Source organism: Streptococcus tangpeifui, assembly GCF_044503215.1.
GTDB lineage: Bacteria > Bacillota > Bacilli > Lactobacillales > Streptococcaceae > Streptococcus > Streptococcus tangpeifui.
In genome coordinates this window covers 579,432-603,797 of sequence record NZ_CP172427.1, presented here as the reverse complement: position 1 = coordinate 603,797, position 24,366 = coordinate 579,432, and the positions used below count along the sequence as shown (strand labels likewise).

The 24,366-nt window shown below is 41.8% G+C and carries 22 protein-coding genes and 1 pseudogene; 3 read left to right on the top strand and 20 right to left on the bottom strand.

The features are described 5' to 3' along the window. Window positions 1-155: 155 nt before the first annotated feature. Window positions 156-288, bottom strand: a pseudogene (locus tag ACFSN5_RS02950) (YSIRK-type signal peptide-containing protein); the annotation flags it as partial. A gap of 220 nt (window positions 289-508) precedes the next feature. Here ACFSN5_RS02950 and ACFSN5_RS02945 point away from each other — a divergent pair. Continuing rightward, the gene (locus ACFSN5_RS02945) at window positions 509-661 is read left to right on the top strand and encodes a hypothetical protein (RefSeq protein WP_165209346.1); all 153 of its coding nucleotides are present in this window, start codon (window positions 509-511) and stop codon (window positions 659-661) included. Between the two features lie 991 nt (window positions 662-1,652). Here ACFSN5_RS02945 and ACFSN5_RS02940 read toward each other — a convergent pair. The 10 genes from ACFSN5_RS02940 to ACFSN5_RS02895 form a co-directional block, all read right to left on the bottom strand. Continuing rightward, on the bottom strand, window positions 1,653-3,197 hold the full coding sequence (locus ACFSN5_RS02940) for a peptide chain release factor 3 (protein ID WP_165209343.1): 1,545 nt from the start codon (window positions 3,195-3,197) through the stop codon (window positions 1,653-1,655). A gap of 889 nt (window positions 3,198-4,086) precedes the next feature. After that, entirely contained in the window at window positions 4,087-5,466 is a 1,380-nt protein-coding gene (locus tag ACFSN5_RS02935; RefSeq protein WP_398601168.1) for a hypothetical protein, read from the bottom strand. Window positions 5,467-6,052: 586 nt separating this feature from the next. Further along, on the bottom strand, window positions 6,053-7,216 hold the full coding sequence (locus ACFSN5_RS02930) for a cell division protein FtsQ/DivIB (protein ID WP_165209337.1): 1,164 nt from the start codon (window positions 7,214-7,216) through the stop codon (window positions 6,053-6,055). A gap of 33 nt (window positions 7,217-7,249) precedes the next feature. Beyond that, window positions 7,250-8,332: a UDP-N-acetylglucosamine--N-acetylmuramyl-(pentapeptide) pyrophosphoryl-undecaprenol N-acetylglucosamine transferase gene (locus ACFSN5_RS02925; protein WP_165209334.1), complete on the bottom strand. Its 1,083-nt coding sequence runs from the start codon at window positions 8,330-8,332 to the stop codon at window positions 7,250-7,252. A gap of 2 nt (window positions 8,333-8,334) precedes the next feature. Then, window positions 8,335-9,690 carry a UDP-N-acetylmuramoyl-L-alanine--D-glutamate ligase gene (murD, locus tag ACFSN5_RS02920; protein WP_165209331.1) on the bottom strand — a complete coding sequence of 452 codons (1,356 nt, stop codon included), beginning with the start codon at window positions 9,688-9,690 and terminating at the stop codon, window positions 8,335-8,337. A 432-nt stretch (window positions 9,691-10,122) separates the two neighbouring features. Beyond that, on the bottom strand, window positions 10,123-10,425 hold the full coding sequence (locus tag ACFSN5_RS02915; RefSeq protein ID WP_004229369.1) for a DUF3165 family protein: 303 nt from the start codon (window positions 10,423-10,425) through the stop codon (window positions 10,123-10,125). 133 nt (window positions 10,426-10,558) lie between these two features. Continuing rightward, the gene (gene typA, locus ACFSN5_RS02910) at window positions 10,559-12,406 is read right to left on the bottom strand and encodes a translational GTPase TypA (protein ID WP_165329166.1); all 1,848 of its coding nucleotides are present in this window, start codon (window positions 12,404-12,406) and stop codon (window positions 10,559-10,561) included. A gap of 192 nt (window positions 12,407-12,598) precedes the next feature. Then, window positions 12,599-14,410: an oligoendopeptidase F gene (pepF, locus tag ACFSN5_RS02905; RefSeq protein WP_165329167.1), complete on the bottom strand. Its 1,812-nt coding sequence runs from the start codon at window positions 14,408-14,410 to the stop codon at window positions 12,599-12,601. Window positions 14,411-14,442: 32 nt separating this feature from the next. Next, window positions 14,443-15,426, bottom strand: coding sequence for a competence protein CoiA (locus ACFSN5_RS02900; protein WP_165329168.1), 984 nt, complete (start codon window positions 15,424-15,426; stop codon window positions 14,443-14,445). A gap of 119 nt (window positions 15,427-15,545) precedes the next feature. After that, window positions 15,546-16,037, bottom strand: coding sequence for a YkgJ family cysteine cluster protein (locus ACFSN5_RS02895; protein WP_165329169.1), 492 nt, complete (start codon window positions 16,035-16,037; stop codon window positions 15,546-15,548). A 176-nt stretch (window positions 16,038-16,213) separates the two neighbouring features. On the opposite strand from ACFSN5_RS02895, the gene ACFSN5_RS02890 reads away from it, so the two are divergent. Together ACFSN5_RS02890 and ACFSN5_RS02885 are read left to right on the top strand one after the other, a co-directional pair. Beyond that, window positions 16,214-16,816 carry a TetR/AcrR family transcriptional regulator gene (locus tag ACFSN5_RS02890; RefSeq protein WP_165329170.1) on the top strand — a complete coding sequence of 201 codons (603 nt, stop codon included), beginning with the start codon at window positions 16,214-16,216 and terminating at the stop codon, window positions 16,814-16,816. After that, window positions 16,809-17,195, top strand: a complete 387-nt coding sequence (locus tag ACFSN5_RS02885) for a hypothetical protein (RefSeq protein ID WP_165209313.1) — start codon at window positions 16,809-16,811, stop codon at window positions 17,193-17,195. Before ACFSN5_RS02890 ends, ACFSN5_RS02885 begins: the two co-directional genes overlap by 8 nt. A gap of 24 nt (window positions 17,196-17,219) precedes the next feature. On the opposite strand, the gene ACFSN5_RS02880 is transcribed toward ACFSN5_RS02885, so the two are convergent. From ACFSN5_RS02880 to ACFSN5_RS02840, 9 genes are all read right to left on the bottom strand, one after another. Next, entirely contained in the window at window positions 17,220-18,179 is a 960-nt protein-coding gene (locus ACFSN5_RS02880) for a ketopantoate reductase family protein (RefSeq protein ID WP_165329171.1), read from the bottom strand. After that, window positions 18,176-19,027, bottom strand: a complete 852-nt coding sequence (locus ACFSN5_RS02875) for a CPBP family intramembrane glutamic endopeptidase (RefSeq protein WP_165329172.1) — start codon at window positions 19,025-19,027, stop codon at window positions 18,176-18,178. The genes ACFSN5_RS02880 and ACFSN5_RS02875 overlap by 4 nt, the downstream gene beginning before the upstream one ends. Window positions 19,028-19,151: 124 nt before the next feature. Next, entirely contained in the window at window positions 19,152-19,529 is a 378-nt protein-coding gene (locus ACFSN5_RS02870) for a hypothetical protein (protein WP_004229801.1), read from the bottom strand. Continuing rightward, window positions 19,526-19,984 carry a LytTR family DNA-binding domain-containing protein gene (locus ACFSN5_RS02865; protein WP_004228967.1) on the bottom strand — a complete coding sequence of 153 codons (459 nt, stop codon included), beginning with the start codon at window positions 19,982-19,984 and terminating at the stop codon, window positions 19,526-19,528. Before ACFSN5_RS02865 ends, ACFSN5_RS02870 begins: the two co-directional genes overlap by 4 nt. 72 nt (window positions 19,985-20,056) lie before the next feature. Then, window positions 20,057-20,569, bottom strand: coding sequence for an HXXEE domain-containing protein (locus tag ACFSN5_RS02860; RefSeq protein ID WP_165329173.1), 513 nt, complete (start codon window positions 20,567-20,569; stop codon window positions 20,057-20,059). Beyond that, window positions 20,569-21,555, bottom strand: coding sequence for an AraC family transcriptional regulator (locus ACFSN5_RS02855; RefSeq protein ID WP_165329174.1), 987 nt, complete (start codon window positions 21,553-21,555; stop codon window positions 20,569-20,571). The genes ACFSN5_RS02860 and ACFSN5_RS02855 overlap by 1 nt, the downstream gene beginning before the upstream one ends. Window positions 21,556-21,581: 26 nt before the next feature. Then, window positions 21,582-22,400 (bottom strand): oxidoreductase, encoded by an 819-nt coding sequence (locus tag ACFSN5_RS02850; protein ID WP_165329175.1) that lies wholly within the window; start codon window positions 22,398-22,400, stop codon window positions 21,582-21,584. A gap of 523 nt (window positions 22,401-22,923) precedes the next feature. After that, entirely contained in the window at window positions 22,924-23,706 is a 783-nt protein-coding gene (locus tag ACFSN5_RS02845) for a creatininase family protein (RefSeq protein WP_165329176.1), read from the bottom strand. Beyond that, a complete protein-coding gene (locus ACFSN5_RS02840) occupies window positions 23,699-24,307 on the bottom strand; it encodes an ECF transporter S component (RefSeq protein WP_165329177.1) in 609 nt (202 codons plus the stop codon). The genes ACFSN5_RS02845 and ACFSN5_RS02840 overlap by 8 nt, the downstream gene beginning before the upstream one ends. Between the last annotated feature and the right edge of the window lie 59 nt (window positions 24,308-24,366).

The following is a 24,366-nucleotide window of genomic DNA, read 5'->3' as shown; positions in this document are numbered from 1 at the left end:
AGTTTCGCTGGTACTTGTCGGCGTGACGGCTTCTTGCTGATTATTGACTTCAGTTGGAGCAACAGCAGTCTGGCTAGAACTACTCTGCTCAGTATCAGTTTGAACTTGATTGTCCTGATCGTTACCTGTTTGTGCAGCAATTTGGTTATTATTCTCTTGCTCATCAGCACTTGTTTCATCAGCTTGAGCTAAACCAGCTGTTCCTGATAAAAAGGCAGCAACCGCAACAGATGCTAAGCCAAATTTCAATTTACGAAAACTGTAACGTTGATGTTTTTCCAATGACATAATATCATTCCTCCTTGTAATCCCTGTCATTTTAGCACATTTTGCGCTATCAAACAATTTTTAAGTCTGATTTAAGTTTTGTTTGAGCTATTTTCAATATGCCTATAAAAATTCTGACTTCTAACAGATTTATCAAGACCCGCTTTGACCATACTGAAATCACATTCCTGCATTAACACTTCTTTCATAAAAAGAAAGAAGGAAAAATCAGGCCTTAGGCATGGAAGAAGCTGCCTTTCTACCAGAAAAGGCACCTCTTGATTGCATTACCAGTGATCCTCATGATGCTTATAGTGTTTTCTTGCCTAGCCTAGCCAACGATCTAGGACGGGCCATCATGGTAATCGAAATGGCTCCGCTCAAGCTTACCTAATCAGCGATACTACTAAGAAAATCCTCACTCTTCCTAACTTGGCACAAACCAATCAAGAGAGCAGTAAAAAGGCCAGCTCAGCCCACCTGGATAGACTCAACATTCAAAAAACAGGCGTATCGAGGGAAGGACCGCGCTAGCAAGGTTTGAACTTTGCGAGCCAAGGTGCAGCTTTTATCGACAATTATCCCACTAAAAGAAATAGTGAGACCTCTTGATGATCGCCGTTATGTTTTTAAAAGCTCATTCCATTCTTAGAAATCTTTTTCATACAGTAAGGAAAAAGATTCCCAATATACCATACTGTCCTTATGAAGTCAGTAAAATAAGTAAACAAAGTACCTACAGTACTTGTCGCAGACTATTACATTCATCAGAACTTACGTAGAAATATTTCAGTTAGAACACAAAAATTGAGAGTGGGACAAACAGCCATGATAGCTTAGCCCTCACCCACAAAGCATTGTAATCTCTGAAGATTACGTATAAAAAATCAGTAAATCGTGATAAAATCACAACTTTGATTTTCTTCGCTCTCCCATTTTAAGGCTCAGGTCTCTGCCACTTTCTTATCTTTAGGTGGCAGGCTTTGGCAGTCTATCCCCAGACTGCCAAAGTTCACTGGAGCATTTCACCCACCTCCGCACAGTTGATTAGGTTAGTCGCTATCCCTTGCTACGAAAGGGATAAGGACCGCCAATCAACCACTGCGTCGATCTGGTAAATCTAGAAATAATGCTAACGGATATGGATTTTTGTCCCGGACTCAATTTCTCCTTTAAATTTTAGGGCATTATGACATGAAAAAGAGATGGTCAAATGGCCATCTCTTTTAAATGAGTGAGGGGAATAGGCAAAGCACCATCGTACTCAATTCCAGATTTCAATCATGACATAGAGCCAAAGCAGCCAATAATACTACTTTGGCGAAGTCAGTGAATGAGCTCACCATTCGCCACCAAGTTCTTCAAAACTTAGGCGGTTGGGCCTCTCACATCTTGGCTTCCAACTCCACATCGGGGTACTTGTCTGCAAACCAACGCAGAGCGAAGTCGTTTTCAAAAAGGAAAACGGGTTGATCGAAACGATCCTTAGCGAGAATATTACGGCTGGACGACATACGCTCATCCAAGTCGTCAGGCTTAATCCATCGCACAGTTTTGCTGCCCATCGGGGTCATGACAACTTCAGCATTGTATTCACTTTCCATACGATGCTTAAAAACTTCAAATTGTAGTTGACCGACAGCTCCCAGCATATATTCGCCAGTTTGGTAGTTGGTATAGAGCTGAATGGCTCCTTCTTGTACCAGCTGCTCAATTCCTTTATGGAAGGACTTCTGCTTCATGACATTCTTGGCTGAAACCTTCATGAAGAGTTCTGGGGTAAAGGTTGGTAGCGGCTCAAATTCGAACTTATTCTTGCCGACGGTAAGAGTATCACCAACTTGATAAGTTCCCGTATCGTAAACGCCAATAATATCACCAGCAACAGCATTTTCTACATTTTCCCGCGATTCCGCCATAAATTGAGTAACATTGGACAATTTAGCCCCCTTACCCGTCCGCGTTAAGTTGACTGACATACCTTTCTCAAACTCACCAGAAACGATGCGAACAAAAGCAATACGGTCGCGATGACGAGGATCCATATTGGCCTGAATTTTAAAAACAAAACCAGAGAAATCCTTATCCAGTGGATCAATCATACGATTATCTGTCGTTCGGTGACCATGAGGTTCTGGGGCAAACTTCAAGAAGGTATCTAGAAAGGTTTGTACCCCAAAGTTTGTTAAAGCGGAGCCGAAGAAGACAGGGGTCAGCTCACCCGCCAAAATGGCCTCTTCTGAAAATTCATTACCCGCCTCAGTCAGAAGCTCGATATCTTCCTTAGCTTGTTCGTAGAAGGGATTGCTGGCAAAGAGGGTATCTCCATCTAAAATTTCAGCAAAGCGCTCATCACCCTTGTAGAGCTCCAGACGCTGATTATGAATATCATAGAGCCCCTCAAAGGATCGTCCCATACCGATTGGCCAATTCATAGGATAGCTAGCGATACCTAGGACATCCTCTAATTCTTCCAAGAGGTCTAAGGGTTCTCGCCCATCACGATCCAACTTATTGATAAAAGTAAAAACGGGGATACCACGATGCTTTACGACCTCAAAAAGTTTCTTGGTCTGCGCCTCAATCCCCTTAGCAGAATCGACTACCATGACTGCTGCATCAACAGCCATCAGGGTCCGATAGGTATCTTCAGAGAAATCTTCGTGCCCCGGTGTATCTAGGATGTTGACACGCTTGCCAGCATAGTCAAACTGCATAACCGAGGATGTTACAGAAATCCCACGCTGTTTCTCAATATCCATCCAATCTGACTTGGCAAAAGTCCCAGTTTTTTTCCCCTTGACAGTACCAGCCTCACGAATTTCACCCCCAAAATAAAGCAACTGCTCTGTAATCGTTGTTTTTCCAGCATCTGGGTGAGAGATGATAGCAAAAGTGCGCCGTTTCTTAATCTCGTCTTGTAAAGTCATTGTTTTCCAATCTTATCATGTTCAATCTAAATCTAGCAGAGCTAATTTCAGCTAGACACAAGCCAAAATACTCTGCAACCCTTTCATTATAGCTAAAAATGAAAGTGAAAGCAACTCAAGCTCCCATGGCAAGACCTAAAGTCTCGTACCTTCTGTACACATTTTTCGGGGGAACTGCTTAGCTGCCCCCCTTATGAAACTGTTTTTCTTGTAAACAAAAACAGAACGTCGCCTGAGGCGAAATTCCGTTAATTTCATGTAGGATTCTCAACCTAAATGCCAGCTATACAGTTTCTAAAACTTACTCTGAGACTTAGCCTAACAATCAAAAAGAGTGGGAACACCCCAAGAATTGAAAATTTTGGTTCTCACCACATCCTAGTTTTTAGGTGATGACCTGAAATGGTCTCCCCTCAGACCGTTTTTAACACTTGCTTTGCAAGCTTCATTTCCCGATTAAAAAGGGCTGGGGGCCTTTTGAGGTTGGAAATAAGATGAACGATGGCCATCACATTCGTTTAGATTTTCTGCTTTAGCCTTGTGGCAAAAGGAAAACTAGCCAGCAGTGGTTCATCGAGGCTAGGAAAAAATATTCCAGCCTTCTATTTTTACAGTAATAACAGTTTGGCGCAGTGGTTGGGAGTCCTTATCTTGGGGTGCAGCCCCATTTTCAGGCATCCCCTTAAACAGTCCACTGGACTGTTTAACTACTCCGCAAGTGTTAGCGACCATCCTAATCAACTGTCCCACTCTCTAATGAACTGTGCAGGAGTAAGACTTCTTGGCATAGCTAGTAAGTCTTACCCTCCAACAACTGCGCCAAAAGTTTATTACAAAACAGGAAGACTGGACGAGTTTTCGCCCAGCCCTTTTTTATAGCTCTCTTACATTAGTTATCCTTGTCACTATACTTAGAAGACAAGTTATAAGTTTTTCCGCCATCGTCTGATTTAAAGGTTAAACCTACATAGGTCAAATGAGAATCATCAGTACCATAATCTGAGTAAGTGACTGACAAACCATAGCTGATATCTTCGTCACCATAGAAAGACAGATTATAATAGGCTGAAGAAACTTTTGGATGCTTATTCTTAATATCATTCCAACTGCTACCGCCGGCACCCGTTTCACTGTCGCCTTCTTTCAATGCATCATAGTCTTCTTTTTTCCAGTCAGATTTATAATCCCTGCTCGAATCAATATCATCAGCATTAAAATTCGCATTTCCGCTTGAAAGAACGAACTTGCCATTGTATTGCTTTTCAAAAATCACCGTGACACTATTGTTGCTTCCAGCTTTGCTGTCCTTATAAGTCAAAGTCAGACGATCACCCGAAATTTGTGCGTCAGAAGCCTTACCATGTTTCTCAATAACATCAGAAACCGAGTCTGATTTGGCCTCCAAGTCCTTGAAGTCATCCTGCTTCCATTCAAATTTATAATCTTTATCAATATAGTCATTGACATCTGTACTGTCATCTTTGACCTTACCATCTTTTTTACTGATTGAAGCTGAACTAGTGTCTGTAGTTTTATGCGACACAGAAGCAAAAGTGGCAACACTAGTAACAATGAGAGCCAGCAGAGCAACACCAGTCGCAACAATCGAAAGGACTGGCTTGCCTTTAAGATTCAGGATAATCAGGACGGCAGCGCCGATTAAACCAAGCACCGATAAACCTAAGAATAGGGGAGCTGCCAGTAGGAAAGATAAAATCATAAAGAGCACTGACAGAGTCAAGGAAATAATTGGTAAAATTAGGCTCAGAAAGTTGCTAGACTTAGCCGGAGCCACTCCTGTCATCTGTCCTTGCGGCATAGCTGAAGCAGTCGGTTGAAAACCAGTCTGAATTGATGTTGGGCTTGACACTTGTTGAGCTGAGGCAGACAGACCAGAGTCTGGCATTTGACCAGCTGGATTAAAGGCTGAATTTGCTGGTTCAACAGGCTCTTGAGTTGGATTCGCTGGTCCCTGAACAGGCTGGACAGGTGCCCCCTGCTGAACAACTGACTCTGCTGGCTGAACCAAAGGCGCTGCCTCTCGGACTGGTTGGTCTGCTTGACCAGCTGAATTTGTTATCTCTGGACTAGCTTCAGAAGTCAAACTCTCAGATTCAGCACTTGTTTGAGTTGTTTCAGCCACTGAACTGCTAACAGGAGCAGGGTTAAGGATACTAGCCATTTGAGCTTTATCAAAGCCGGTTGCTTTAGCCTGCATAAATTCAGCAGCTGTTGGTTTTCGACCAGAAACTGATTCAAATAATTTCATCCAGTCTTCTCGAGCATCCGCTTGACTCGTAGCTGGTTCTTGAACTGGTGTTTGTTGAGCTTGTCTCGGAGCAAACTCGCTAATATCAAAATCGTTTCTCATCGCCTGCGCATATTCAGCAGCTGTTGGTTTTCGACCTTTAGTGGATTCAAATAGGTTTACCCATTCTTCTTTGGTTGCCATATGAGGAAATCTCCTTATTTTTTTGTTAGAGAGCTAGTCTAAATACTTTCTTCAAACAAGATAGGGATACATCAGTAATATCTACTAGCTTTTTATCATTTAGAACTAATACTCAAAGAAAATCAAAAATAGACAAGGCGACGAAGCGCAGGCAGTACCGATGTACAGCAAGCAGAAGTCAACGATGTATAGTTTTGATTTTCAAAAAGTATAACTAAACCGTCAATAACAATTATCATTATTCTAGCATGTTTTTAGAACCTTTGCAAAGCAATCTTAATGATAATTTAAGATTTATTTCAAAAGAAAGACAATTCTAGCTAGAAAACATCAGCAGGCCAATCCCACTGATACCTTTAAAAAATTAGCAGCAATTCCCAAAGAAGAGATAAAAAACAGCAACTCACTGAGGATTTGCTGTTTGATCATTGTTAGCTTGCTCAGAGCCATCGGTCTCTGAAGAAGATTCCGTTGCATTCTGATCTGGGTTTTGATCGCCCGAATCATCTGACTGCGATTCTTCTGGAGCTTGATCAGGATTGTCGCCATCAGAATTTCCAGTATCTTCTTGTTCGCCTTCATTATTGGTCGCAAAGATACCAACCTCCATATCAATAATATGGTTGTCCTTCAAGCTATCCTTAATTTTATCATAGTAAGGAAGCTTTTTATCAATTTGAGACAGAGGCACGCGCACTGTATTTCCATCCTGCATTTCCAAATTGAGGAGATCAGGTGTTGTCTTAGAATCTGCCAAGGTAATGACCTTAATTTCAGAAATCAAAGATTTATCCATCTTGGTCAGTTTTCTAATCAAACTGGACAAGTACTTACCATTTTCAAGATTTATAGTCGTAAACGCATCAGGCAAAGCCGTTGCTTCAACACTGTTGAGACGAGTCCCACTCTCTAGGATTGGGACATACCCCTGATCTGTCTGAGCATAGGCAACGATACTGTATTCCTTGACCTTAATCGAGAAAGTAAAGGGAAATTGATAATCAACCGTGGCAGATTTGACCCAAACATCATTTTTAGCAATCGACTGGGCTAACCGAGAACGATTAAAGATAGTAGCTAAGGTATAGTCGCTATCCTTTAAACCAGAAGCCTTCAAGACCGACTGACTATCGGTTTGATTAACCCCTTCAACCGTTACCTGTTTAATCTTGCTAAGCGGAGTCATCATATAGAGTGCCAAGAGAAGCCCTAAAAATGCAGGGACAAGTACACTGGTCAGACGTCGTTTGAACTTAGTTGACTTAGGCTTGGGCTTTTTAGGCAAAGGCTTTACTGAAGCCTTTTTAGCAGGTTTAGACTTTTTCTTAGAACCAGCCTGAGACTTCTGCTTTTTTCCCTTGCCATTGCTTTCATTATCTTCTTTAGAAAACGAAGATTGGCCTGTGAAACGAGCTCGATTCTTATCGGCCAACTCCTTCTTGAGCTTTTCTTGCTCCTTCTTCTTTTCTTCCTTCTGTTTCAAAAAGTCAAGATTGCGTTTTTGCCACTCAGTCAGAGGAGCTTGCTCTTGCTTTTGATTTTTTTCATCTTTTGATTTTTTAGCCAAGATTTCCCCCTTTTCGACAAAAACAAACAACTGCTAGCTTTTCGATGATCCTTGAGAGATAGCCATGCTTAATAGCTGATAAAACTCTTCTGGCGATTTAAGTTCTGTCGTATCTGCCATAGCAGATAGATAGCTTTTTTTAGCGGATAAAAGTTGCTTTAGCTTTGCTTCAAGATTTTTTAATGTCAAGTCAGGCTCTAGCAGCTGAGTTGAATAGCCCTTTTTTTCAAAGTAGGCTGCGTTTTCTAACTGATCTCCCCGACTGGCCTCCTTACCAAGAGGGACAATGATATGGAGTTTTTGCATAGCCAGAAGCTCAAAAATCGTATTTGAGCCTCCTCTTGTCACTACAACATCCGCCAAATCCATCAAAGGTTGGTAGAGATCAGTCACATAATCAACCCGATAGAGGTGAGACTGCAAACCATTTAGGCTCTTATCACCGGAAATATTGATGACATTGTAAGACTCAGTCAAGTCAGGATTGTTGGTGATGAAATCGTTAAAGACCTTGGCCCCAGCAGACCCACCAATAAAGAGGAGAGTTTTCAGATTGGAATCAAAGGCTGCTTTAATTTTCTTAATTTGCTCAGAATCAGGAGTAGTTTGGTCGGTCTGATTCACCTTAGTAATAGCTCCTACGTGCTGAGCCTTGCTCAAGCCCTGCCCTTGCTCAAAGGTAGTGAACATCTTGGTCGCAAACTTGTAGGCAATCCGATTAGCCAGCCCCATAGACAGGTCTGATTCATGGACGAAGACAGGAACGCGCAAAAGTTTAGCGGCTACAACAGGCGGAACCGAGACAAAACCTCCCTTAGAAAACAATGCTTGCGGCCTAATTCTGGCAATGATAGCCAAAGACTGCAGGACACCCCAACCAACCTTGAAGAGATCTAACAGGTTCTGAAAAGAAAAGTAACGCCGTAATTTCCCTGTCGCAATACTATGAAATTTAACATCTAGGTCCGACTGGAGCAATTGTTGGTGTTCGATGCCATGCTTATCACCAATATAGTGAACTTCCCAGCCATCTTTCAAAAATTTGGGAATCAGAATCAAATTGAGAGTAACATGGCCGACAGTTCCACCACCGGTAAAGACGATTTTTTTAGCCATGCTCACTCTCCCTTTAGGCTTTCAAAGGCAGCGATAAAGTCATCTCCACGCACCTCAAAACTCTTATACATATCCCAAGAAGCATTGGCTGGGCTCAGGAGAATCACATCATCAGGAGCCGCTTCTTTAAAGGCAATGCTTGCAGCATCTTTGACATCCTCAGCATCCAAATAAGGAACGCCCGCTTTATCTGCAGCTCGCTTGACACGAGGGGCAGATTGACCGATGATAATCATTTTTTTCAAGCCGACAATATCTGGTATTAGCTCATCAAATTCATTTCCGCGATCCAAACCACCGGCAATCAAGATGACCTTGTTATTATCAAAGCCAGACAAAGCTTTTTGAGTAGCAAGAATATTGGTTGACTTAGAATCATTGTAGAAGGAAACGCCCTTTACCTGTCCCAAAAATTGCAGACGATGCTTGACTCCACTGAAACTGGACAAAGTTTGAGCGATGACAGCATTATCTACACCTGATAACTTAGCAACCGCAATAGCTGCCAAGGCATTTTCAATATTGTGACTGCCAGGTACACCAATAGTATCTGCGGCCATGACTTGCTCACCTTTAAAGCAGAGGTAACCATCCTTGAGATAAGCACCATCGACTTCTTCCTGAGTTGAAAATGGCAGGACGGTTGCTTGTGTCTTAGAAGCCAGCTCCTTAGCCAAATCTTGATTAAAATTAAGAATCAGATAGTCATCAGCCGTCATCTGATCTTGCAGGTGCCACTTAGCTACCACATAGTCTTCAAATGTTCCATGGTAGTCAATATGAGTTGGCATAAGATTGGTGATAACTGCCATGTGAGGGTGAAACCTCTCAACTCCCATCAATTGGAAGGACGATAACTCCATCACCAAAGTATCCTTATCAGTTGCTGTCATAGCCACTTCTGAAGCTGGAAAACCAATATTTCCAGACAGGAGAGCCGACTGACCAGCTGCATTAAGGACATTCGCAATCATGGTTGTTGTTGTCGTTTTCCCATTAGAACCAGTAATCCCAATAATTGGGCTCTCAGAAATCCGATAGGCCAATTCAACTTCAGTATAGACAGGAATACCTTTTCCCAGAGCCTTTGCCACCATAGGATTGTCGTAGCGAATTCCGGGATTTTTAATCATATAGGCGAAATCTTCGTCCAAAAGTTCCAAGGGATGGTGGCCACAGATAACCTTGATCCCTTCTTCCAAGAGAGCCTGAGCCGAAGGATTTTCTTCAAAAGGCTTGCCATCATTGACCGTTACAATGGCTCCTAATTTTGCTAAAAGACGCGCTGCTGCTTCGCCTGAACGCGCCAATCCCAAAACCAGCACCTTCTTGTTCTCAAAGTCTTTAACTGCTTTCATAATAAGCCCACTTCCAACTAGTATAGTTCTCTTTATTTTACCTTTAATTGAGTGGTTTTTCAAGCCTAGCACCACAGACAAGACCTCTCGACTTTTCCCTTCAAAGCAGACTTATTTGTCCTTGACTAACTGTTTATTTAGGGCTCTAAAAAAGGGAGTGGGAACAACCAAAAAATTGAAAATTTTGGTTCTCACCACTTCCTAATTTCTTTGCGGTAACCTGAAACGGTCTCTTCCCAGACCTTTTCACTCCACACCCGCACAGCTCAAAAGGTTCCACAGGCCTTTTAAGGTTGGAAATAAGATGAACGATGCTCATCTTATTCGCTTAGTTTTTCCGCTTTGTCCTCATGGCAAAAGGAAAACCAGCCACTGCACCAAGAGTTTATTCCAAAACAAAGATACTGGACGAGCTTTTGCCCGTTCTCTTTATCATGACTTAAAATGATTGACAATATAATTTTTAAAACCAACCCAAAGTTTGTGATGCTTGTTGGGCCGAGTAGACAGACCAACAACATCCCGGAGGCTGAAATAAGCCAATCCTACCATAGCTAGGGCTACAAAAACTTCTGGGGGGGATTGAATCAGTTTGACAAAACCGAGAATAGACATGACAATCAGGACCGCAACAATTCCCATGGTTGAAATCATATTCATCGTATTTTTTACGGTCTTAGGAGCCGCAAAGAAATAATAAATGGCAATCAAGATTGCAACAAATAGATAAAACATTGCCGGTACCTCCTAACGCAGTGATGAGCTGGTAACACTAATTTTAATAGTTTAGCCCCCATCCCAGTATAGCTAAGCATCTAAGTACAAGGAAGCATCGAACAACTGAAATGTGCGACTGCTCTCTCATTCCTTACTCAGCTGCTGCAGTTTTTTTCTTCTTGTTAGCCTTGTCACGGGCTGCCTTGTTTAGAATTTGTTTCCGCAAACGGATCGATTCTGGCGTAACTTCCATATATTCATCGTCGTTGAGGAATTCCAGCGACTCTTCCAAGGTCAAAATTCGAGGAGTCTTGATAACTGCTGTTTGATCCTTAGTTGCTGAACGAACATTGGTCATCTGTTTAGCCGTTGTGATATTAACACCAAGATCATTATCACGGGCATTTTCCCCAACAATCATCCCTTCATAAACTTCGGTACCTGGATTAACAAAGATAGTCCCGCGTTCTTCAATTCGCATAATGGAGTAGGTCGTTGCCTTACCATTATCAATAGAAACCAAGGCACCGCGGTGGCGACCGGAAATCTCACCAGGAACAACCGGTAAGTATTGATCAAAGGTATGGTTCATGATACCGTAGCCACGCGTCATAGAAAGGAACTCTGTTGAGTAGCCAATCAGACCGCGAGCCGGAATCAGGAAGACCAAACGCGTTTGTCCATTGCCGACCATTTGCATATCCAGCATATCGCCCTTACGTTCTGAGAGGGACTGGATAATAGCTCCCTGATATTCTTCAGGAGTATCAATTTGTACTCGCTCAAATGGTTCACACTTAACACCATCAATTTCTTTGATGATAACTTCAGGACGTGAGACTTGCAATTCATAGCCTTCACGACGCATGGTTTCAATCAGGATAGACAAATGCAATTCCCCACGTCCAGAAACAATCCATTTATCAGGAGAATCTGTCGGGTCAACCCGAAGAGAAACGTCAGTCTGCAATTCAGACAGGAGACGTTCTTCAACCTTACGTGAGGTTACCCATTTACCTTCACGGCCAGCAAACGGTGAATTGTTAGCCAAGAAGGTCATTTGTAAGGTTGGCTCATCAATGTGAAGAATTGGCAGAGGTTCAACAGCATTGGTTGGTGTGATGGTTTCACCGACGAAGATATCTTCCATACCAGAAACGGCAATCAAATCACCAGCCTTAGCCTCGTCAATTTCCCGACGTTCAAGACCGAAGAAACCAAAGAGCTTAGTAACACGGAAATTTTTAGTTGTCCCATCCAATTTAGACAGGGTAACTTGGTCACCAACCTTAATTTTACCGCGGAAAACACGTCCAATACCAATGCGGCCAACAAAATCATTGTAATCCAAAAGAGAGACTTGGAATTGCAAAGGTTCATCAGAATTATCAACTGGTGCTGGAATATGATCAATGATGGTATCAAAGACTGGTTCCATCGTGTGCGCTTGATCAGCTGGATCATCTGACATAGATGAGGTCCCATTGATTGCTGAGGCATAGACGACTGGGAAATCCAACTGTTCATCATCGGCACCAAGTTCAATGAAGAGCTCCAACACTTCATCAACAACTTCTGCTGGACGGGCTGCTGGCTTATCAATCTTGTTAACCACAACAATTGGAATCAGATTTTGTTCCAACGCTTTCTTTAATACAAAACGCGTTTGCGGCATGGTTCCTTCATAGGCATCTACAACCAAGACAACCCCATCAACCATCTTCATGATCCGTTCCACTTCACCACCAAAATCGGCGTGCCCTGGTGTGTCCATGATGTTGATTCGCGTACCATTGTAAGCAACGGCAGTATTCTTGGCTAGGATGGTAATTCCACGTTCTTTTTCCAAATCGTTAGAGTCCATCGCTCGCTCTTGCAACTCTTTACGTTCATCCAATGTATGAGATTGTTTTAAGAGTTCATCTACCAAGGTTGTTTTCCCATGGTCAACGTGGGCAATGATAGCAACATTACGAATATCTTCTCTAAGTTTAGTCATGTTTTCCTCGATTATTTCTATAAGTTTTCAACCTTATTATTATAGCACGAATTCCCCCAAAAATCAGGCAGCAATGCATGTAAACGTTTTTAAAAAGCAAGAAGAAAACTTTTTTCAAGCTCAAAAGAGAGCCAAATAAAATCAGCTCTCCCTCCTTAGTCATGATAGCCTTTTTCTGAGAAATTGTCTTTTTTAACTTAACTCCTTAAGCCTATTCTTTTTGACTAGGCAATCAAATTCATCCAGACGTTTGGCAAAAGTCTGGAAAGCAGACTCTAAGTAATCCGCCTGAGTCATGTCCACCCCTGCCTTGGCAATGACTTCCAGAGGATCGGCAGAACTTCCGGCCTTAAGATAGTTCAGATAACTCTCCCTATCCTCTTGAGAACCATGGATAATTTTTTCAGCCAGATAACTAGCAGCTGCAAAACCTGTCGCATACTGATAGACATAGTAATTATAGTAAAAATGAGGAATACGTGCCCATTCATATTGAATCTCAGGATTACCTTCCTTGGCTAGGCCATAATAAGTTTGATTGAGGTCCGCATAGAGCTCATTTAAATACTGACTCGTTAAGACTTGACCTTGGGCGTCTGCCTGATGAATCTTCTCTTCAAATTCTGCAAACTGAGTTTGACGAAAGACCGTCCCCTTGAAACTATCCAAATAATGATTAAGAATAGCAAAACGCTCCTTGTCAGTCTTCGCTTCCTTGAGCAGAGTCTCGGTCATAATATTTTCATTAGTAGTCGAGGCAATCTCAGCCAAGAAAATTGAATAATCCCCATAGACATAGGGCTGATTCTCACGGGTAAAAGTCGAATGCATACTATGCCCCATCTCATGAACCAAGGTATAGAGGTTGTCCAGCGTGTCCTGCCAGTTGAGTAGCATAAAAGCTTTGGTATCGTAAGAACCACCTGAATAGGCTCCCGAACGTTTGCCCTTGTTGGCCTGAACATCAATCCACCGCTGAGACAGAGCTTCTTTTACCCGCTCAGTGTAGTCTGACCCATAGATTGCCAAAACCTCCAAAGCTTTGGCCTGAGCTTCTTCATAAGTAATGGACATGTCCAGCTTGGACAGGGGCGTATAGACATCATACATTTTTAAATCTGCTATCCCTAAAACTTCCTGCCGCAGACGTATGTAACGTTGCAATAAGGGAAGATATTTATGAACTGTTGCAAGCAGGGTCTCATAAACAGCCTCTGGAATATGGTTGTCAGCCATAGCAGCCTGACGGGCAGAATCATAATGGCGAATCCTCGCAGTTAAATTATGACTCTTGACCGTTGTCGCCAAGGTCTTGGCATAGGTGTGCTGGAATTGCTGATAAATACTATAGTAAGCTCGATAGGCAGACTTGCGAACCTCTCTATTTTGAGATTCCATCAAGGTGATAAAGTTGCTGTGAGTCAACTCGACTTCTTTACCAGCTTCGTCAAGGACACTTGGAAAAGCCAGGTCAGCATTATCCAAAATTTCGTAAGTCTCACCGGCTGCTCCTAGGACTTCCTGAGCCTGAGCTAAGAGTTCCTCTTGATCTGGTGCTAAGACGTGAGCCTTTTGGGAAAAAATTTGCTGGAAGAAGTGCTGATAAAGATTTAGCTTGGCATCTTCTTGCAGATAATTTGCAAACTTTTCTTCCCCCATGGTTAGAACTTCAGGCTCAAAAAAGGCGAAAGCCTCACCATACTTAGCATAAAGTGTTGTCGCTTTCGAAGCCATTGCTTGATAGGCGGCGACTCTTGTATCCTGATCATTTTTCATGGAAGCATAAACATAGACCTTCTCCAGCCGGCGAGCCAAGTCCAGATAGATTTGCGTTACCTGCAGGAGCTTAGTCGCAGACTGACCAAGCTGTCCAGCCAAATCCTTTGCTTCGACTACCGCCTTTTCTAACGATTGGTATTCAGCCTCCCATGCCTGATCGGTTGCAAAAACGCTAGTCAAATCCCATTTATATTTTTTATCAATATGAGCACGATTATTGGTCATAAGCCTTTACTTTTGAATTGACGCTGAAGAAGCTAGTTCTTCACCTGCACCTTTTCAAAATTTCCCTTCATAGATTTTCCTTCTATTTTATCATAAAAAGCTGGTGGATAAAGCACTTGTACAGTCTGATTATGAGCAGTCTGATAGTAGGCCAGAAAATTGTTCTCAAAAGTCGTCAAATCTCGTTTCATTTGGCAGAAAGGCCCCTTAGGAGGTCGAACTTGCGGATAGTAGTCTGCTAGCGATTTGGCTAGTAAATTATCCCCACGTTCATAAGCTTGAGCTTGACGCTTCAACCACCTAGGATTTCTGCTGTAGAGCTGGCGCTGAATGTAGCCAAGAAGTTGCTGATCCATCTTGACCTTATAGGAAGCTAGAGGCTGCCTGACGTAAGGCTGGCGCAGAAAGTCCAAACAGTTCTCAGAAAAAGGACACTCTTTAATCAAATAGTGAACATGCCCATGCCAGTCCTCATAAATCAGGTACTTTAGGCGTAAACAGCGTTTTGCCAAATCTAGCTCCCAGAGATGAAAGCCTATATTAGCTGAAAAATAGAGGAAATCTTTTTGCAGGGCCGTCAGAGACTTTCTCAGCCAGAGCTTTTTGCCCAAAAGCCAACGCACTTGAAATCCATAAGAGCGATAGGCATGAGTTCGTTCCTTCAAACGCTCTCTCGATAAAGTCGAACATTGAACTTCTAAGGCCAAGTTATCCTCAACCAAGAGATCAGCCACCTGCTGTAAATCTGGCAGAACCACTTCAATCCGCACCTGACAGACTGGTTTCAAGGAGCGATAGAGTTCAGACTTGAGCCCCAAATGTTCTTGACCCTCATTTTCCCAAAAAAATTGACAGCTCTTCAGGGAAAGGTGGGCAAAATAAGGTCGCCTAATCTTGCCCTTTTTCAAACGAACTAAGGCTCCGCAACCTGGACAGGTAAAAGGGGCTTTCCCAACCTCAATTTGTCCTTCTAAAAGAGAAACCAAGTGGCCATCATTGTCTTTAGCGACGAGCATTATTACACCTCCCTTTGCCTAAAAGTACCTTACTTATTGATTCGAAAAATGACACATAAAAAGCATCGTTAGCAAGGCCAACGATACTGGGATGATTGTTGCAATTTTTTCAGGTTTTTCTAGCCCAAGCGCTTCCTAAGTTTTTCCACAAAAAGGTAGGCAGCTGGACAAATCAAGGTATTCTTGATGGTCAGATGATTAATTTGATAAATTTTCTTGCGATCAGTGTGGGGAAACTCCCGACAGGCCTTGGGCCTCATCTCATAAATGGAACAGAGATTATCCTCACCAAGGAAAGGACAGGGCATAGACTGAAAAACCTTATCACCATCCTCATCGATCCGCAGGTAAGTCTCCTCAAAAACCGACAGCTTCATCCGAAAAACCTTGGAAATCCGCTGAATATCGGCCTCGGTAAAGAGGGGACCTAGAGTCCGACAGCAATTGGCACACTGGGTACAGTCAATCTCATTGAAGACCTCTCTGTGGATCTCTTGGACAAGTTTATCTAAGTTTTTAGGGGCCTTTTTCTTCAAGCCTGCCAAGAACTTGCGGTGTTCCCTCTGCTTTTGCTGAGCCAGATCTTTATAGCGCTCGATATCAACTGCCATGCTTTACGCCTCAACTTTCTTATTTCTATTATAACAAATCCGTTTCAGCTTTGGTGGGTCAGTTGAAAGGAATTAAAGCCATCTTGACATTTTCAGAAGACTATTTTAAAATACTATATGACTATTTTTGATTATTTAGTCATAAAATTACAAAGAATTTAAAAGGATAAGAGAGTATGGGTAAGAAATTTTCAGCCGAAGAACAAAAACATATTCGACAAAAACTGATCACTATTTTTGAAAGACAATTACACAAAGAGCGGCCTAGTAAAATCACCATTGACGATTTGGTGCAAGAGGCTGGCATTGCCAAGGGCTCCTTTTACCATTTTTTCCCGACAAAGGAAATGCTTTTTGTCACCCTTATTAACCAAACCCAAGATAAGATGGTTAAAAAAGCCCAGCGAATGACTTCCAATAAAGACATTACCGAAAAAGAAAAGCTCAAGAAAATCCTCCTCCTGATTATCAAGGAACTAAAAGTTCACCCTTGGTTACAAAATTTATCGGGACCAGAATTTGAAAAAACTATTCGCCGCCTGCCCCCTGAATTACAAAAAGACCTGCAGAAAAAAGATAAACTAGCCATTAAAGACCTCTTACAGGATCTGCGATTAACAGCAGCAGTCCCCTTAGAAGATCTCCTTATAATCATTGAGATTATCCTATCTTCTGCCAGTCGCTCTAGTGATTTTGGCCGCCATTATGACCGAGCAGTCAAAATCATGATCAACTGCTTGATTGACGGTCTTTTTAGTGAAAGGAAAATCCATGAATAGACTCCTTCGTTTTAATTTTATCCTCATGATTCTGGCCATGCTGGGAGCCAGTTTCTTGCAATTATTCAGACCAGAGATTCTTGGTTCTCAGACTAATTTCGGTCTTGCTCCTGACTGGCAAAGAGAAATCTCTTTTTGGAATCTGGCTGTGATCCCTATATTTCTAGCTGCTCTTTATAAAAAAGATTACTTTTTTACAAAAGTCTGTGCCATCTCTGCCATAATTGGTGGTCTTGGTTTCGCCAGCAATCACTTACTCGGTTGGTTAGCACAACCATCAGCCACTGCTAATCTAGTCGGCAGTTTGGAAAATTACGCCTTTGTCCTGCTTTGGTTAATTGGTCTAGGCATCGAAATCAAAAAACATAAACAGCTCTGAACAAGACTAGCTCAGAGCTGTTTTTTAATTGTACCATTTCTCTAAACAGACTTGAAAGGCTCTATAAAAATTTGGGGCCTCGACTTGCCTTTCTTGCCCCAACTTATAGAGTTTTTGACAGATAAAGAGCAAGTCTGGCAGATTACTGTGCAAGGTCATGATTTTGCGGCTCAGGAGGTTTTTAGCAAACATGCGTTTCATGAGCGGTGCTGAAAGCCAAATTGGTAAATGATAAGGCAGCAGTTCAGTGCGGTAGTGCCTAAGATCGACTCCCCTATTCTCCACTATCTGAGCTGTTTCACGAATACTTTTAATCACCTGAGAAAGTAGTCTAGTAGAATTCATAACAGTTTCAGCAGCTGCACTAGGATTTTCACTATCTGCATAACAGCCTGCTACTGAGATAACACCGGCATTGATAGCCATGTGTAACCAAATCCATTCCAACATATCATAAGGAAATTCCAATTTAATCTGACAGCTATTAAAGAGTTTTACCAGATCTTGATAATTAGATATCCTAGACTTCTCCTCGGATTCCAGCATAAAGTGATCAAAGACACAGCAGGCCAGACGATTCCCAATCAAATTACCACCAGCAACGGGGTACCCCAGCAAATAATCCCGCTGACTCAGCCATCGCTCTAACTTAGTCCTATCCTCCCAGATACCGCAGGCCAGAACCAAACTGCCCGTAATAGCCAGACGATCGAGGTCTTCAATAACTTTTTTAACCTGTCCTCTGGACACGCTGACAAAAATAAAATCATACTTCTTTTGACTGCATGGATTAATCCGATAAGTATCCTTGATAGCCTGCCCCTGTCTGTCTATCCGACCATCCAATAAATCAACGGATAAATATTTAATGCCTCGCTTAGGGCTTGTATCCCGCAGCAAATGCTCGACCTCATGACCTGCCTTTTGAAAAAGATAGCCATGAGTTGCCCCAATAACACCTAAACCAACCACTAAAATTTTCACTGTGAAACGTCCTTTCTACTCTTTTTTGCAGTCAGTAAATACCAAAGCAAGACCAGAACAAAAGATAGGATTTGTGCAATGGCGACTCTGACAAACATAAGTTCATCTGCCCCCCTATCAGATAGGGTATGAATGATATTGATCAAAAAGTTATTAGTAAAATGGTGGGACATAGCCATATAAAGGCTTCCTGACAGTCTGGTCATGAGTGCAAACTTAAATCCTACTATGGCAGAGGTGACAACCAGCATCAGCGCATTAAGTGTAAATCCTGAAAAATTCATGCCCCCATCTAAGTAACTGCGCAGTGGCCCTACTAAATGCCACAGGCCAAAGAGTGTCGAGGAGCAGACGGCTGAGGTTATAAAGCTGTATTTCTGCTCAAAAAGTTTTTGAAACAGTCCGCGAAAGGCTCCTTCCTCCATGATGACATTGATGACATTTCCTACAAAGCAGATGAGAAAGAAGATTAGACCGGTTTCTCTGCCAACGTTCTTATCCACAGCATAGGCACTGACATAGACATCCAATCCTTGAAATGTAGCCTGGCTCACAAGCAATAGGATTTCCGCACCATAAGCCAGCACAAAAACGACAAGGCCAAAAAGCAGTCCATTCCAAGTGTTTTTGAGGAAACCTTCTTGCCTAAAACCTATCTCCTGCCAAGTGAGCTGAAAAAATTTGAGGACTGCATAGATGACCACGATTCCCAATAGTTTGTGCACAAAGGCTTCGTTCCAGAAGGTTTGATCGGTCCGTAAAATAAAATAGTCAAAGAGATGCAAACCATAGCAGAGCAGATAGATAGCCAAGACTGCTAACTCGATTTTTTTCTTTTTGGGTAGCATAGATAATCCTCCTTACACTAAGACACAAAAGCCGTTAAGCGCTCCAAAGAAAAATAGGGAACCTAACGATGAATCACTAAAGATTCAAAGAAACATTTTTTTCTAGGAGTGTAGGCGTGTTTAATTAACGACGATTTTTAATCAATAAATTAATTTCACGCGCTTCCTGACTGAGATCAAAAAGATCCAAGACTTGTGAAATGATATAAACAGCGATCCCAATAAGAAGAAACATCCAAGGCTGATTCCAATGAAAGAGCCAGCCCATCCCCATTGTCAAGCCTTCAATCGCTACAATTTCCACCAGCACCTGCAGCATAAAGAATTCCCACTCTAGTCTGCGTATAAATAAAACCAGCAATTGGATGAGACCGTTAAGAAAAAAGACCTGAAAAATACTCACCAGCAGGAGCCACTCCGCCTTCAAATACAAGGCAGCCAGAGTTAATAAGAGCAACGATACGCCTGTCGTAGCAAAGACATTAACCAACCATTTTTTCATTTTGGCTCACCTCCTCTTAAGGCTTCTTTAACAGCCTGTAAATAACGGCGATTGACAATAACCTTCTCACCATTGAGCAAAGTCGCTTCCATGCGGCTGTTAAAAAGCGGCCGAATACTTTCTAAGACATTGATGTTAAGCAGACAGCTCTTAGAGATCTGAACAAACCCGTCATTTTGTATGTCATGGAGCAGTTGATAGAGCCTCAAATCCGTTTGATAAATGTCATCTGCTAAATAGACAAAAGTCTTCTTGTCCACGCTTTCAATATAGTAGATATCCGAAAGGTTGACCAAATGCTCTACTCCGTTCTCATAACAGCTAATTTGCTTATCAATACTTTCCAAAAATGTTAAAATCCGCTCAACCAGCCTGTTTTTCTCACTATACTTTAAACTGACTTCCAGCTCCTTGAAGCTGGCATCCTGTTCGATTCGTAATTTCATAGTTTTCATTATAGCACAGCTTTTCTATCAAAAAATCCCGCATCAACCAAGATGCAGGATGGGGAAACTGAAATACATTATTTACGAGTGTAGGAATTTTTCAACCTGATCAGCCTGCCGATGCAGAAAAACAAGGTTGGCGATGATTACTGCAAAAATAAGCGGGGTTATGACCAGCAGCAATAGCCAATGAAGCGGATTGTTCAGACAAAACAGAAAGATACTGTAGATAAGCAAGGGCATGGTGAGAACTGCAGTCACACTGCCAGGAACCCAAGTTCGAAATCGGAGAGCCTGACTGATATGGGATAAAAGATGGACAGTATGTCCCAGCGTAATCGCCAGCACTAACTCTGGTAATTTAAAAAGAATACCTGCAAGCAAAATCAGGCTAGCTAAAATAAATTCCTCCAAAATGCTAGCCGCTAATGTTTCTGTTGAAGGATAATGTACTCTGCCAGCGACAAAGATTTCATTAGCAAATTTTGGATCATTCTTTTTCTTCGCAATCCATGGACAGACTAAAATAATCTCTTCAAACTCATGGACCATAAAAAGCATGAGCGCAAGAAAAGCAAGCAAGGTTGGGGTCATTATTTCTTCTCCTTTGATTGGTTAGTTTCTCTGTACTGTTTGAGTGTTTTGCCGGTCCAGTTTTTAAAAGCACGCAGAAAGCTGGAAGTTTCTGAGTAACCTACGAGATAAGCGATCTCGTCAACCGACATAGATAAATCAAGATAAGAAAAAGCCATCGATTTTTGTATACGTAGAACTTCTTCTTTGAACGTTGTTTTTTCAGCAGCTAATTGGCGCTGCAGTGTCCTGGCACTGAGACCAAGCCTCTCAGCTACGGCAGCAAGAGAGAACTGACCGCTGGGGATAGCCGACAGCAACTCGTTTTGAAGCGTCTGTGTGAAATGGCTGCCGCTTTTTTCCTCCTGAGCTAGCTGCCGATTAAGACTCGGTTCCAAATAATACCACATGACATTGTTCTCAGTGATGAAAGTTTTTTCAAGATCTGCTTTAGATAGCACCAAGAAGTTCCTTTGTGATTTTTGCGGGAGGATTCCTACCTCATTCTCAAGAACCGCTCCGTAATCATAAGGCGAACTGACCCTGCGGGGAAGAACTGACGCCCCTGTCCCTGTCCGTAAAATACTTAAAAGTAGCAGCTGCTCCTGCAGCAGTAACATGCGAGGAAGCGGCAACTGTGATGACTGGTAGGCATAGTTTACAGCAACTTCATCGTCTTTTTCATGAATCTCTACTTTTACTGGACCAATCAAACTTTTATATTTTGAGAAGCGCTGCAGGGCTGTCAAACCATCCGGACTTGATAAAGCAGCAAAAAAGGCTGGTACAAACATCTTAATATTGTCAATATTGCTCAATGCTAATAGGGCTTCATCTGTAATTTGCTTATCCAAGGTCGCTATAAAGCGATAATAATCCTGAGCACTATAAGTCAGCTCTTCTTGCCAAAGTTGGTTTGGCAATTGCGCTCTCTGCAAAATCAGTCTAACATCTATTCCTAATTCTTTTAAGAAGATCTGAAATTGTTTAGTGATAATAAGTTTCATAATCTTATTGTCTAAAAATATTAACCTCAAGTCAAACTCTTAACGACCAGCCAATCAAATACTCTAGCAGGTAAGATTGAATGAAGAAAAACAATAGTTTTAGCGCCCCTACCAACGAGGTAACGCGGTTTAACTCGTTTGGCATTAACAATTTTGACAATCCTTCTTGCTACAAGACCAGGCTCAGAAATCAATCGGCCTGCATACATTTTTTCGATACTTTGGGAGACCTTTTTGGCCATCTTTTCATAGGCTCCTCCAACTGCAGAAGTTCGCAAATTCTCTGCAGCAATCTGGCTCCAAGGCGTTTTAATACTGGCTGGTTCAATAATCACCGTCTCAATTCCAAATGTTTTTGTTTCCATACGAAGGCCATCGGATAAGGCCTCAAGGGCATACTTAGAGGCATGATACCAAGAACCCATAATGGTAGTGATGCGGCCACCGGTTGAAGAGATATTGATAATGCGCCCCGATTTCTGAGCTCGCATATAAGGAAGAACTTCCTGAGTTAAACGAGCTAGGCCAAAAAGATTGACTTCAAATTGCTTTCTAGCCTCCTCAAGCGCAACATCTTCAATCGCACCAAAAGCAGCATAACCAGCATTGTTAATCAAGACATCAAGCCTGCCTTCTGCTTGAATAACCACTGCAAGAGCCTGTTTAATGGTTTGTTCCTTGGTAAGATCAAGGTAAAGCGGCTGGACACCATCTTGCTTGAGTTTTTCCAATTTGTCCAAGCGTCTGGCACCACCATAAACCCTATGTCCCGCTCTTGCCAGTCCTTGTGCCGCTAGATAGCCGATTCCTGAAGAAGCCCCTGTTAATAAAATTACCTTTGACATTTTTTCTCCTTTCACGAAATTATAAATCAATCGTTCACTTTTTGTATAGAACAATGAACGACATTATAATGACAATTAATGCCAAAAAGAGTGGAGAAAGAACCCAAAACAAGGATACTTTGTGAGGAGCTAAATAATTATCAAATTTGCTACAGCTCAATTATTAACCCTTCCTGCTATCAGACCTAAATCTAATCCTTGTACTATCATAGCAATTGGTAGAAAACAAAGGGTGTTCGAGTTTACTAATATCAATAACAAATATGATACGAGAATAAAACATAAATTAATTTAATCCAGTACTAGAATTTACAATATAAGTACAATAAAAAAACTCATAAAATCTTCAATAAAATCGCCTTGAACAAAAGCATTTACCTGAGGAAATTTTATGAGCTAAACCTTGGAATTTTCTTGTATATGTTTTTTATGAGTTTAATGTATCACTTTTGGTTACTGAACAAGTCTATTAAAAGAGAAAACTCTATAAACTCAGAAGGGGTAAATATTTTAGATGCTCCCCTCAATAACCAGCTATATATTTTAATCCCTCAACCATTTTTTCAATATTGACAGTAAAAATAATCTGGCCTTTTTCTGGACTTGCACCAGAAGGATCTCCACCAATACCAATTGGATTACCGTCCTTATCTACAAAATCTTCAGCAACCCAGTTCAAACTGATATTGTATTCCTTTAGCTTACTATCAAAGACATACCCGGTAGCTTGTCCTGCAATCCCCCTATCAAGTTTAACCAATTCTTCATCTATAGCCATGATCATAGATGTCTCCATCTCTCCACCGTGAAAATCGAAGGTATTTCCTTCAGAAATTGTCGCTTGTACGCGCGGATCATCAAATGCCCCAGAATTTAAAATAAAAATATCCAAATCATGTGAATGGCGCAGTTCTCGACTGAGGAGGTTAGCAATCGGTGTATTTCCGCCATGACAAGAGAGGAGGGCTATTTTTCTAAATCCGTGGTGGTACAGAGACTCTATGATTTCTTTCAGCATGTGGTAATAGGTTTCTGTCGAAAGGGTAAGGCTGCCGCAGAAGTTGGCATGCTCAGTGCTCAAACCAATAGAAATATTAGGAAGAATCAAGAGCGGAAAATTCTCGTCAATCTGATTTACTTCCTGTAGAATCAAATTAGCCATTTTCTCAGCGATCAAATCATCCGTTCCCAGTGGGGCATGGTTGCCGTGCTGTTCAATTGCTCCAAGTGGAATCATAACAATTGTCTCTTCTTTATTAAGTTCCTCCATATCAAGCCTTGTTAATTCACGATAATATCTAGCCATTTTTATCTCCTTTTCTGGCCTTATAGATAAAGCGTTTGTATAAAAGGTAAGCAATTGCTCCGTTCAAGCTAACCTTGACTATGTTGAAGGGAACTGTCGCCAAAAGAATAAAGCTAGTCAAGTTGGAAACAGCTGGGTTAACAGAACCAAAAGACTTGGCTAAACTTTCCAAATCAATTCCTACAGCTTTGGCATACAAGGGCAGGCTAACAAAGAGATTGATGGCTGTAGCAGACAAAGTCTTGATCACAATCGTTGCCAAAAGAGCTAAAACTGCTGCTTTTAAAGTCTTACCCTTCTTTTTGAAAATCAAGCCCAGAGGATAGACAAAGAAGATAGCCGAAATTAAATTGGCGAACTCACCGATATACATACTATTGCTACCGACGGTAAAAAGTTTGATCAGGATCTTTAAAACCTCGATAATCAAACCTGACGTAGGGCCTAAAAGGAAGGTTGCAATGATCGTAGGAACATCTGAAAAGTCAACCTTGTAGAAGACAGGCATGAAGGGAACCGAAATTTCAAGAGACATCAGGACGCCTGCGATAGCTGCAAACATGGCCGTGTAAGTGATATATTTTATTTTCGGATTTTTCATAAAATCCTCCTTTCTAGATGCGTCAACAATCATGGGACAATTTTATGAGAAACCCTTTT